11 protein-coding genes and 1 pseudogene are annotated in these 11,694 nt (G+C 70.1%); 5 read left to right on the top strand and 7 right to left on the bottom strand.

What is annotated here, in order from left to right; translation table 11 throughout:
- Nucleotides 1-196: 196 nt before the first annotated feature.
- Both DLJ59_RS37835 and DLJ59_RS37830 read left to right on the top strand, forming a co-directional pair.
- Nucleotides 197-511 (top strand): annotated as a pseudogene (locus DLJ59_RS37835) (maleylpyruvate isomerase N-terminal domain-containing protein); the annotation flags it as partial.
- A gap of 88 nt (nucleotides 512-599) precedes the next feature.
- Nucleotides 600-896, top strand: a complete 297-nt coding sequence (locus tag DLJ59_RS37830; RefSeq protein ID WP_244236409.1) for a hypothetical protein — start codon at nucleotides 600-602, stop codon at nucleotides 894-896.
- A 21-nt stretch (nucleotides 897-917) separates the two neighbouring features.
- On the opposite strand, the gene dnaB is transcribed toward DLJ59_RS37830, so the two are convergent.
- Nucleotides 918-2,321, bottom strand: coding sequence for a replicative DNA helicase (gene dnaB / locus DLJ59_RS35935; protein ID WP_124778557.1), 1,404 nt, complete (start codon nucleotides 2,319-2,321; stop codon nucleotides 918-920).
- A gap of 395 nt (nucleotides 2,322-2,716) precedes the next feature.
- On the opposite strand from dnaB, the gene DLJ59_RS35930 reads away from it, so the two are divergent.
- Nucleotides 2,717-4,261, top strand: a complete 1,545-nt coding sequence (locus tag DLJ59_RS35930; protein ID WP_124778556.1) for a hypothetical protein — start codon at nucleotides 2,717-2,719, stop codon at nucleotides 4,259-4,261.
- Between the two features lie 158 nt (nucleotides 4,262-4,419).
- Here DLJ59_RS35930 and rplI read toward each other — a convergent pair whose 3' ends face one another.
- From rplI to rpsF, 4 genes are all read right to left on the bottom strand, one after another.
- On the bottom strand, nucleotides 4,420-4,866 hold the full coding sequence (gene rplI, locus DLJ59_RS35925; RefSeq protein WP_124778555.1) for a 50S ribosomal protein L9: 447 nt from the start codon (nucleotides 4,864-4,866) through the stop codon (nucleotides 4,420-4,422).
- Between the two features lie 14 nt (nucleotides 4,867-4,880).
- A complete protein-coding gene (gene rpsR, locus DLJ59_RS35920) occupies nucleotides 4,881-5,162 on the bottom strand; it encodes a 30S ribosomal protein S18 (protein ID WP_051723758.1) in 282 nt (93 codons plus the stop codon).
- Nucleotides 5,162-5,698 (bottom strand): single-stranded DNA-binding protein, encoded by a 537-nt coding sequence (locus DLJ59_RS35915; protein ID WP_181518404.1) that lies wholly within the window; start codon nucleotides 5,696-5,698, stop codon nucleotides 5,162-5,164. The genes rpsR and DLJ59_RS35915 overlap by 1 nt, the downstream gene beginning before the upstream one ends.
- Before the next feature lie 80 nt (nucleotides 5,699-5,778).
- The gene (gene rpsF, locus DLJ59_RS35910; RefSeq protein WP_036391391.1) at nucleotides 5,779-6,069 is read right to left on the bottom strand and encodes a 30S ribosomal protein S6; all 291 of its coding nucleotides are present in this window, start codon (nucleotides 6,067-6,069) and stop codon (nucleotides 5,779-5,781) included.
- Nucleotides 6,070-6,699: 630 nt separating this feature from the next.
- Here rpsF and DLJ59_RS35905 point away from each other — a divergent pair.
- Both DLJ59_RS35905 and DLJ59_RS35900 read left to right on the top strand, forming a co-directional pair.
- Nucleotides 6,700-7,491 carry a deoxyribonuclease IV gene (locus tag DLJ59_RS35905; protein WP_124778554.1) on the top strand — a complete coding sequence of 264 codons (792 nt, stop codon included), beginning with the start codon at nucleotides 6,700-6,702 and terminating at the stop codon, nucleotides 7,489-7,491.
- A complete protein-coding gene (locus DLJ59_RS35900) occupies nucleotides 7,488-9,737 on the top strand; it encodes a hypothetical protein (RefSeq protein WP_124778553.1) in 2,250 nt (749 codons plus the stop codon). The genes DLJ59_RS35905 and DLJ59_RS35900 overlap by 4 nt, the downstream gene beginning before the upstream one ends.
- A 113-nt stretch (nucleotides 9,738-9,850) precedes the next feature.
- Here the strand turns inward: DLJ59_RS35900 and DLJ59_RS35895 are convergent, their stop codons facing one another.
- Nucleotides 9,851-11,359, bottom strand: coding sequence for a glycosyltransferase family 87 protein (locus DLJ59_RS35895; RefSeq protein WP_124778552.1), 1,509 nt, complete (start codon nucleotides 11,357-11,359; stop codon nucleotides 9,851-9,853).
- 126 nt (nucleotides 11,360-11,485) lie between these two features.
- Nucleotides 11,486-11,694, bottom strand: a 209-nt coding sequence (locus DLJ59_RS37110; RefSeq protein WP_208648955.1) for a hypothetical protein, incomplete at its 5' end; no start/stop codon positions are given.

Here is an 11,694-nt window from a genome sequence, read left to right as displayed (position 1 = left end):
GCCCACGGCTACCCGCCGCAGCCGGCCTACGGCCACCCGCAGCAGCACCACGGCTACCACGGCCACTACCGGCAGAAGAAGCGCAAGGGCTTCCTCGACGAGATGTTCGGCTGATCCGAGGCTGGCCCTCCGCCCGGGTCGATCCACGCATCGGCCCGGGCACACCAGCCGGGGCTGTTGATCGTTGGCGGGCGGGATGCTTCATGCCAGGCTGAATCGCATGACCGCGATCCGACCGCACGAGGCGCTGGCCCAGGCGTACGACGGGATCACCGCGGCGATCGGCGGCCTGGACGACGCCGGCCTGCAACGAGCCACCCGCTGTCAGGGCTGGCTCATCGCTGACCTGCTCCTGCACGTGCTCGGCGACGCCCAACGGGCACTTGTCGCCCTGGCCAGCCCCGTCGACGGCCCCGCCGACGTCGACGAAGTGAGCTACTGGCGGGACTTTCCCGGCAACGATGACGTGGCCGCCCGGCACGCCTGGTGGGTCCGCCGATCGGCTGCGGCCTTCGACAGTCCGACCGGGATCGTCGACCTCTGGCGGGACACCGCCCCGGCGGCGGCGCGCTGCCGCGTCAGCCGACCCCGACGGGTACGTGACCACGCAGGGCCATGTGCTGCGCGTACCGGACTTCCTCGCCACCCTGACCACCGAGGCCGCCGTCCACCACCTGGACCTGACACTGGAACTGCCCGACGCACCGCCGCCCGGTCCACTGGCGGTACGCGTCGCGGTGGCGACCATGGACGGCCTGCTCAGCGACGACACCGTTCGACCCAGCGCGTGGGACGACCACGATTTCCTGCTGAAGGCCACCGGCCGCGTCCCGCTGACCGACCGGGACCGGCTGGAGCTGGGTGAGTCGGCGGGCTGGTTTCCGCTGCTCGGCTGACCGACGAGGGGTGTCGCGCGGTCAGCCGATGGCCATGTCGACGAAGCGGGACAGGTGCAGCTGGGCCGCGACTGTCACCGTGTCGGTCGGGCCGTTCCGATGCTTGGCGACAATAAAGTCCGCCTCCCCGGCCCGCGGCGACTCCTTGTCGTAGTAGTCGTCGCGGTGCAGCAGGATGACAACGTCAGCATCTTGCTCAATTGACCCAGACTCACGCAAGTCAGACAATTGGGGTCGCTTGTCGGTGCGCTGCTCGGGGCCACGGTTCAGCTGGCTGACCGCGATGACCGGACACTCGACCTCCTTGGCCAGCAGCTTCAGGCCACGGGACAGGTCGGCGACCTCCTGCTGGCGGCTCTCGGTGCGCTTCGGCGAGGTCATCAGCTGGAGATAGTCGACCACGATCATCTTGAGGTCGTGCCGCTGCTTGAGCCGCCGGGCCTTGGCCCGGATCTCCATCAGGTTCATGCTCGGCGTGTCGTCGACGAAGAGCGGCGCCTCGCTGATCTCGCCCATGCACCGGGCGAGTTTGGTCCAGTCGTCGTCGGAGAGCTGACCGCTGCGCAGCACGTGCAGCGGCACCCGCGCCTCGGCGGAGAGCAGCCGCATGACGATCTCGACCTTGCTCATTTCCAGCGAGAAGATGGCGGCCGCCTGATTGGCGCGGATCGCAGCATTGCGGGCAAAATCCATGCTAGCCGTCGATTTGCCGAGACCAGGTCTGCCCGCAACGATAATAAGTTGGCCGGCGTGCAGACCGTTGAGCAGCCGGTCCAGGTCGCTGAAGCCGGTGGGCACGCCGGTCATCACACCGCCCTGCGCGCCCACCGCCTCGATCTCGTCCAGCGTCGGCTGCAACATGTCGGCCAGGACCGCGAAGTCCTCGCTGACCCGGCGCTCGGTGACGTCGTAGACGGCCTGCTGGGCGAGGTCGACGACGTCGTCCACGTCGCGGCTGCCCCCGCTGGCGGTGCCGTAGCCCAGCTGCACGATCTTGGTGCCGGCTTCGACCAGTCGGCGCAGCACCGCCCGCTCGCTGACGATGCGGGCGTAGTACGCGGCGTTCGCGGCGGTGGGCACGCTGGCGATGAGTGTGTGCAGGTACGGAGCGCCGCCGATGCGGGCCAGGTCACCGGAGTCGGTCAGCGCGGCGGCCACGGTGATCGGGTCGGCCGGTTCACCTCGACCGTAGATGTCGAGGATGATGTCGAAGATGGTGGCGTGCACCGGCCGGTAGAAGTCGTTGGTCTTGAGGATCTCGACGACGTCGGCGATGGCGTCCTTGGAAAGCAGCATGCCGCCGAGGACGCATTGCTCGGCGGCAACGTCCTGGGGCGGGGTCTTGTCGAACTGGCCATCCCGCTGCGAAGGTGGCTGGCCTCCGCCGGAGCGTGGCTCTGCCCGCATGTCGTCGGTGACCGACACGGGTCCCCCCTCCACTGCGCCGGATCCAGCCCCAGCTCTACCGCTGGGGTACGACACTTCCGTCCGACCGGGCCGGTCGATCGGGGGCCATCGCCGGCGGTCGAGGGCCAACCATACGGACCCCGAGGTCAGAGACTCAACAACGCCGGTGGACGAGCCTCGGGACAACCTGTGGATCCCGGTGGACAGCATGTGCGCAGCGTGTGCACAGCCTGTGGAAAACCTCTGGGGAATTCTCGGCCAGACGTCGTTGACCTGCGGAAACATGCTCCCCAGCCTGTGGAGGAGAATATTTCGGTCGGGCCTGTGACACGATCGTCCCGTACTATCTCCAGCGAACGGCTACACCTGGACAGCGGATTCCGCTTTCGGTTCAGAAGGGTCACACTCCGGCCGTGAATTACCGGGACTGGGGACGCGGCGATGACAGCCCGCGCGAGCGCCAGCCAACCGCCTCGTGGCGTGAGCGCGCGGCGTCTGTTCCGGTTGATCCGTACGACGAGGACGGGCGTTACCGCACCTCCAGCCGACGGCGGGCGTTGGACCGCGGCCAAGATGAGCCTGTCGACGCCTACCTGCCCCGGTGGGCGTTGGAGTCAGGCGTCCGGCACGCGGACGGCGGCGGTCGACACGCGGCACCGGACGAGGACGATGACGAGCCCGAGCGACCGACGTCCGGCGCCGACTGGCGATCGGCCGAGTCGTCGGGTGGTCGGCGGCGGGGCGGCGAGACGCGTCGGCGAGAGCAGGCGGCGATCGGCCCGGCGCCAGACTCGGACCACACCCGGGAGTGGACGCTCGACCGACCGCAGGATCAGGGGTACGCGGGCCGCCGACGGGCCGACTCCGGGGAGGACGAGCCGGTCTCGGGCACTGTCTCGGACCGGCGTCCCCGCCGCGCACCCGCTGGCCGCCCGCAGGTGATCTGGTCGGGCGGGGATGTGGAGTCCGCCCCGACCGAGCAGGTGCCGGACCAGGAGCCGAGCCGGCCCAGCCGGCGTAGCCGTCGTGCGGCGGAGGAGTCGTGGTCGCGTCCGCCGGCCGACCCGTGGGCCCGTGGACCGGAGCGGGTGGCGGAGCCCGAACCGTCGTACCCGCCGGCGGTGGACCCGTGGGACGCCTCGGGCGTGCACGCGTGGCCGCCTGCGGACGGCGGGGACCTGAGCGAGCAGTGGTCGGCGGTGGAGAGCGTGGGTGGCTGGGAGCGGTCGGACCGCACCGGCCAGTGGGAGCGGTCCGCGATCGAAGATGACCAGTGGGACCGTACGCTGCCCCCGCGCTCCGAGCGCTCGGTCGCGGCCGACGGGTGGCCGAGCCGGGAAGACGGATTCTGGTCCGGCACTCGGTTGGCCGGCGACGACCCGCGTTGGATGGACCCTTCGACGTCGGCGCCCCGGTCTCCGGTGGTGGGCTACACCGCTCCGCGACCACGCAGCGCGCCTGCGCCACGGGCCGGTGTGCCGCTCGCGGGTGCGCCCCGGCGTCGGGCGGACCGGCCGGCGATGGGAACGGCCTCGGTACGTCAGCGGGTCGAGTCGGCGGCCACTGGTGCCTGGGCTCGGCGCCTGGAGGACGACCTGCTGGACCCGGACCCGGGTGGGTCCGTCCGGCCGCTGTTGTACACGGCGGCCTGTTACCTGGTGCCGGCGATGCTGATCTTCGTTTGGTTGTTGACGTTGGACAGCCAGGCACCGGCCGGTTGTGTGACCGACATCAGCGGGGGCGGGTGCGACTCGGCCCGGTCACGCGCGTTGGGGTCGCTCCTCGCCGGTTCACCGCGCTTCGGGTTGGCGCTGGTGAGCAGTCTGGTGGTGGCGGCGCTGCTGCGGCGGGTTGGTACGACGTGGCGCTCGGCGACCATCGCGGTTGCCGCCGCGGTGGTGGGCGGCGGCCTGTCCACTGTGCTGATCAGCGCGGTGACGGGCCAGCCCATCGGGTGACCGGTCAGCGGGTCGGGGCCTGCGGTGACCGGTCGGCGGGTCGAGGCCCGCAGGGGGCGGGCCGGCCGTCCAGCTCCAGGCAGCGCCGGATCGATGACGTACGCACGAGGGCCCGCACCGATCGCTCGGTGCGGGCCCTCGTGGTGGTGTTGCGGACGTCAGCGCTGAACGACGTTCAGGTTGAACGACGCGGTCACCTCAGGGTGCAGCTTGATCTTCACCGGGTAGGTGCCGGTGGACTTGATGTGACCGGGCACCTCCAGCCGGCGCCGGTCGAGGACCGGGCCGCTGGCCGCCTTGACGGCGTCAACGATCTCGGCCGGGGTGACCGAGCCGAAGAGCCGTCCGCCGTCGCCGGCGCGGACCTTCAGGTTGATCTTGAGACCCTCGAGCTGAGTCTTGACCTCGTTGGCGTGGTCGAGGTCGCGGATCTCACGGGCCCCACGGGCCCGCTTGATGACCGTGACCTGCTTTTCCGCGCCCTTGGTCCAGGCGATCGCGAAGCCCTGCGGCAGCAGGTAGTTACGGCCGTAGCCGTCCTTGACCTCGACGATGTCGCCTGGGGCACCGAGGCCGGACACTTCCTGAGTCAGGATGATCTTCATATCGGTGCCTCCTCTCAGCGGGTGGTGGCCGTGTACGGCAGGAGCGCCATCTCACGGGCGTTCTTGACCGCACGGGCGATCTGACGCTGCTGCTGCGAGGTCACGCCGGTCACCCGACGAGCGCGGATCTTGCCGCGATCGGAGATGAACTTGCGCAGCAGCGCGGTGTCCTTGTAATCGATGTAGGCGATCCCGTCCTTGTCGAGCGGGTTCACCTTCTTCTTCGGCTTGCGCAGTGCCGCAGCCTTGGCCGTTGCACGTGCTCCTGGTTTGCGATCGCGAGCGCTAGGCGCCATTAGAACGGTGGCTCCTCGTCAAAATTGGCGCCCGAACCGGCACGCGCGGGAGAAGGAGCAGCCGAAGCCCAGGGGTCGTCGAAGTTGCCTCCGCCGCCACCCTGGTTGCCACCGCCACCGCCGCCACCGAAGCCGCCGCCACCGCCGCCGGAGCGGGACATCTTCTGCACCTTCGCCGTGGCGTAGCGCAGCGACGGGCCGATCTCGTCGACCTCAAGCTCGATGACGGTGCGCTTCTCACCCTCGCGGGTCTCGTACGACCGCTGACGCAGCCGGCCCGACACGATCACCCGGGCGCCACGCTGCAGCGACTCGGCGACGTGCTCGGCGGCCTGCCGCCACACGGTGCATGCGAGGAACAGCGGCTCGCCGTCCTTCCATTCGTTCGACGCCTTGTCCATGAAACGGGGCGTCGAAGCGACTCGGAACTTGGCGACCGCAGCCCCGGAAGGGGTGAACCGCAACTCGGGGTCATCGGTCAGATTGCCGATGACCGTGATGGTGGTGTCTCCTGCCATGACCATCTCCTCGCGCACTCAGCGTCTCGTCGTACAGGCTCGCAGAGCCGTACGACAGAGTCGCGGAGGCTGATCCGGACGAACCGGGGTTGGATGCTCTAGCGCATTTCCGGTCGGATGACCTTGGTGCGCAGCACGGACTCGTTGAGCCGGAGCTGACGGTCCAGCTCGGCCACCGCAGCAGGCGTGGCCTGCAGGTCGATGACGGCGTAGATGCCTTCGGCCTTTTTGTTGATCTCGTACGCGAGGCGCCGGCGGCCCCACACGTCGGTCTTCTCAACCGAGCCACCCGCGGTCCGAATCACGTTCAGGTACGTGTCGAGCGACGGTGCGACGGTGCGCTCCTCGAGGCTGGAGTCGAGGATGACCATTAGTTCGTAGTGACGCAAGACGTGCTCACCTCCTGTGGGCTAAGCGGCCACGGTCCTTCCGTGGCAGGAGGTCTTGTGTCGCCGCCCGCACGCGCCGAGGGAACCCGGCCGGACGCGGACAACCTGACTAGGATACCCGGTCCCAACGATCATGCCCGGGGCGGTCGGGGCCGCACCCGGACGTGCCGACGGGGGCCCACCGTCCGACCGTCAACCGGTCGGTGGTGAACCCCCGTCTACGAGGCCGCGGGGCGTCCGGTCCGCATTCCTTGGGTGGGACCTGGGGAGGAACGACCACACCGATGAGGTTGGACCGAAGACGCCCCGCGGAGCTTTATCGTGTTGTTATCTGACGATACAACAGCACTCGTACCTTGTCGGGGGGAAAAGCCCAATTTTCCGAGATTCGTCGTCGCTCGGTAGCCGCTGTGCGATGGGTCGCCCCCGCTGCGCCGGGCCGCGCGGCGGGGGTGACCTCGCTGTCGGCCGTCGACCCCCGGTCGCCGGGTGCGACGCGCTCGCGCCGCAGGCGGCACCGGGATGCTGGTCTCCGGTTCAAACCCATCAACGATCGTCGGTCCGTCCGGTGACGCGACACCCGCCCGGCCGTCGCCCGGGCCGTCGGGGTCGCGACGTAGGCTCGCTCGCATGCGTATCGGAGCCCACGTCGATTCGACCGACCCGCTGGCGGAGGCGGCCGCCCGGTCCGCCGACACCGTGCAGTTCTTCCTCTCCGACCCCCAGGGTTGGAAGGCGCCCAAGCCTCGCGAAGACGCCGAGCGGCTACGCGCCGCCGAGGTCGACCTGTACGTGCACGCGCCGTACGTCATCAACGTGGCCACCCTCAACAACCGCATCCGAATCCCCAGCCGGAAGCTGCTGCTCGGGCACGCCAACGCGGCCACCGCCATCGGCGCCAAGGGCGTGATCGTCCACGGTGGGCACGTCAACGCGGGCGATGACCTGGCCGTCGGCTTCGACAACTGGCGCAAGACCTTCGCGTACGCGGCAGACTCCGGCGGTTTCGGCGTACCGGTCCTGATCGAGAACACCGCCGGCGGCGACAACGCCTGCGCCCGACGGCTGGACGCGCTCGCCCGACTCTGGGACGCCATCGGTGACTACGAGGTCGGCTTCTGCCTGGACACCTGCCACGCGTACGCGGGCGGCGAGGAGCTGCTCGGTCTGGTCGACCGGGTCAAGGCGATCACCGGGCGGATCGACCTGGTGCACGCCAACAACTCCAAGGGAGCGTTCAACTCCGGCCAGGACCGACACGACAACCTCGGCGGCGGGACGATCGACCCGGAGCTGGTGGTGGCTGTGATCCGGGCGGCCGGCGCGCCGGTGGTCGTCGAGACACCGGGCGGAGTTGCCGGCCAGGCCGCCGACATCGACTTTCTGCGTGAGCAACTCGGAGCGGAGAGCCCGGCGGCATGACGAGCGGACAGTCCGGGACCGGCAACACCCGGCCCATCCCCACCGGCGCGGACACCGAGAGCCGAGCCGCCGCTACGGCCGCAGCGGGCACACCCACCCAGCCGGCTCGCACCTCCGACAAGACCCCCACCGAGGCCCTCACCGAGACCACCGCGGACCACCCGCCAAAGGGCGACGGTGCAGCGAGCGGAGCCGCCCCGAGCGGCGACCCCGGGGCCGACCCTGCGACGAGCAGTCCCGGCAAGGACGCGCCCGGGCACGGCGACAAGCAGGCCGCCACCGAGGGTGGCAGCACAACCAGTGACAGCACAGGCCCCACTGCCAAGGACAGCAGCGCGGCCAAAGACAGCAGCGCGGCCAAAGACAGCAGCGCGAAGGATGGCGCGACCAAGGGCGGCGACCCGGCCAAGGGAGCGAAGGCCAGCGACGCCGACGGTCCGGACAAGGCCGACGGCGAGGCGAAGCCGGTCGGCCCGGAGCGTTGGGAGGCGTTCGCCTCCGCGCCGGAGCCACGGCCCTCCATCTTCAGTCGGGCGGCCCGAGCCGTTGGTCGGTTCCTGATCCACGAGTGGACCCTGGCCACCCTCGGCGCGATGGCACTGGCCGTGCTGATGACCTGGCCGACGCTGCGCTATCCGCGCTACACCCTCCCGCAGGACTACTGGGACCCGAGCCTGCAAGCCTGGCAGATGGCCTGGTCCGGGCACATCCTGCTGGCCGACCCGGCGCGCCTGTGGCAGTCCAACACGTTCTTCCCCGAGCTGTGGAGCTTCGCGTTCTCCGACACGCTGCTCGGCTACGCCCCAGCCGGAATGCTCGGCAGCGGCCCCACGGACGCCGTGCTGCGATACAACATCATGTTCGTCCTGGCGCACGCGCTCGCCACTCTCGGGGCGTACGCGCTGGCCCGACAGCTCGGGGCCGGCCGGATCGGTGCCGCCGTCGCCGGCGTGAGCTACACCTACGCGCCGTGGCTGCTGGCCCAGGCCGGTCACCTGCACGTGCTCTCCAACGGGGGCATCCCGCTGGCGCTGGCGATGTTGGCGCGCGGGCACGGTTGGTCCCTGCGACACGGCTACCGGCCCGAGCGCCGGCATGACGGTTGGGTCTACGCCGGTTGGCTGGTGGCGGCCTGGCAGCTCAGCCTCGGTTTCGGCATCGGGCTGCCATTCGCGTACTTCCTGGCCGGCACGGTGCTGGTCGCTGCCGTTCTCTTCTTCGCGCGGCGGCTGCGTACCAGGCAGGCCGTTCCGTTCGGTCGCCGGCTGTTCGTCGCCGACGTGCTCGGCGGGGTGTTGTTCGCCGGCATTGGTCTGTTGATGGCGTTCCCGTTCTACAAGGTGACCGAGCTGCACCCGTACGCCGAGCGCACCATCGGCGACATCAGCATCTTCTCGCCACCGGTTTCGGGCTTCGTGACGGCGCCGGCAGAGTCGCGGATCTGGGGTGGGCTGCACGAGGGGGCCCGGGCGGCACTGCCGTGGCACCCGGAGATGACCCTGCTGCCGGGCTTCGTGCTCTACGCGCTCGCCTTGGGTGGGTTGTTCTTCTCGGTCTGGCGGCTGCGGCACCGACTGTTGCTGCTGGTCGGGGTGCTGGTGACGATGGCCTTCGCGATGGGCACCCGGTTCTTCGACGGCACCTTCACCTATGTGCCGCTCTTCGAGCATCTGCCGGGCTGGAGTGGGCTGCGTACTCCCGGGCGGTTGATGCTCTGGACCACGTTGTTGCTCGCCCTGCTCGCGGCGGGCGCGGTCACCGCGCTCACCGACCGGGTCCGCGAGTTGACCGCGCACCGGATCCCGTCGTGGCCGGGGCCGTGGCTGCGAATGGCCACCCTGCTGCCGCTGCTGCTCGTCACCCTCGAAGGTCTGAACACCACCCCGCATCCGGTGGTGCCGACCCAGCCGGCGGCGATGCGTTCGGCGGAGGGGCCGATGCTGGTGCTACCCAGCACTCAGAGCCTGGACCAGCACGTGATGCTCTGGTCGACCAGCGGGTTCCCCGACGTGGTCAACGGCGGTAGCGGCTTCACGCCGCGCCAACTCGACGACGTCCGTCGGGTGAGCCAGGCGTTCCCGGACCAGACGAGCGTCGACTACCTGCGCACACTCGGTGTCCGCACGGTGGTGCTGCTGCGCGGTCAGGTCGCTCGCACGCCGTGGGAGATCAACATCGATGCGCCGGTCGAGTCGCTCGGCATCAGCCGGCAGGAGGTCGGGGACGCGGTCGTCTACCGCCTCTAAGGGCGGGTTTTCGGGTGAGCCCGCCCGGCTCCGGGCGGTCAGGCTTGATCCCTGCGCCGGGCGGGCTCACCCGAAAACCCTGACGTGGTGCCGGCCGCGGTCGGCCTTAGGGGTCAGGTGGTGGGCACCGGTACGGGTGCTTGTTCGCTGGTCGTCGTGGGGCGGCGCCAGCGGTCTATCCAGGGCGCGTCTGGTGCGCCGTCGAGAACGCCGCCGTCCGGGTCGTCCGGGTAGGTGGCCCGCACCGCGTCCTGCTCGGGGTGCAGGATCTCCTTCACGACAAACACGCAGAGCACCACGACGGCGGCCAACCGCAACGTCGAGGCCAGCACGAACACGCCCTCCGGGAAGACCGGACGGCTGGTTGCCGCGCCGAGCAGCTCACCGTAGAAGGCGACGAAGTAGCAGACCTCGGCGATCTGCCAGGCCAGGAACGCGCCCCACTTCGGCCGGGCCAGCACCACCAGCGGGAGCAGCCACAGCACGAACTGCTGCGACCAGACCTTGCTGAAGATGAGGAACGCCGCCACGACCAGGAACCCGAGCTGAGCCAGCCGCGGTCGGCGCGGCGCCCGCAGCGCCAGCACGGCCACGCCGAGGCAGGCCAGCCCGAACAGCGCGTACGAGAGGGTGTTGAGGGTGGGGATGTTGGCGTTCAGCCACTCGAACGGGCCGAGATTGGCGGGGTCATTGCCGACCTTGCCGTCCAGGTAGCGCCCGATGTACCAGAGCGTGCCCCAGTCAATCGGCCGGGTGGTGTTCAGCTCGAAGAACCGGTCCCAGTTCTCCGGGTACGCCCGTGCGGCCGGCAGGTTCACCAGCACCACGGCGGCGATCGCCGTACCGATGGCGACAAGCGCGGCACGAACCCGGTCGGCGCGCAGCGCCAGAATGAGGATCGGCCCGAGCAGGAACAACGGCCACAGCTTCGCCGCGCCGGCCAGCCCGAGCAGCACGCCGGCCACCGCCGGTCGTTTTCGGGCCCAGGCCAGCAGGCCGAAGGCGGCCAGCCCGATGGCGAGCAGGTCCCAGTTGACGGTGGCGGTGAGCACCAGCGCCGGGGCCAGTGCGAACAGCGCGGCGTCCCAGGGTCGCCGACGGCGCAGGGCCAGGATCACCGCCACCGTGGCCACCGCGAGCGCGCTCAGCACCAGCGCGTTGAGGTTGTAGAACCACTGCCCCTGGTTGATGCTCGGGTCGTCATCACCGATCGCGTGCACCGGCAGGCCCAGCGCGCCCATGAAGTAGCCGGTCAGCACCGGGTACTCGACCGGGTGGTCACGGTAGGGCACCTTGCCCTCGTTGAGCCCTTCGGCGTAGTACAGGGCGAGGACATCGGTGTAGCAGAACCGGGTGTACTGCACGTTGTTCTGCCAGGCGCCGTCCTGACAGGGCGACTTCTGCACCCAGTGCAGCGCGAGCGTGAGGCAGGTCAGGGCCAGCACGATCCGGACGGCGGTCCAGAACCGCCGCTCCCGGCCGGCCGGCCGGTCCAGCGCGATCGCGTGGTCGCCCAGCGGGCCGCCGATGACGCTGGAGATGCCGCGGACGAACCCGTCGGAGCGGGACGGGTGATCAGTGGTTCCGGCGTCGTCGATGCCGGGCGTCGACTGGGTGCTCATGAAGAGGCATCCTGCCGTACGACAGGGGTGTCCGTCCCGTCCCGGCGCTGAGTTCCGGGTACGAAAGCGCCGCCGCCGGCCGGGACAGATCGTCCGGCCGGCGGCGGCGTCGTGAGCTGGTGCGGGTCAGTCCCGGTTGGGCGGCAGGCTGGGTAGCAGGCCACCGCCAGCACCACCGCCGGGGTTGCCCCCAGGGTTGCCGCCGCCGCCGGGGGTGCCGCCGCCCCCGGGGTTACCGCCGCCTCCGGGGTTACCGCCGCCCCCTGGGGTGTTGCAGAACAGGTCGATCAGCGGGTTACAGGGCAGGTTGGGTTGATTCGTGGGCGGCGGCGGCG

The organism is Micromonospora inaquosa (assembly GCF_003857055.1).
In the GTDB taxonomy this organism is placed as follows: domain Bacteria; phylum Actinomycetota; class Actinomycetes; order Mycobacteriales; family Micromonosporaceae; genus Micromonospora; species Micromonospora inaquosa.
Note: the sequence above shows the minus strand (reverse complement) of the source record. Positions and strands in the feature narration are given on the sequence as shown.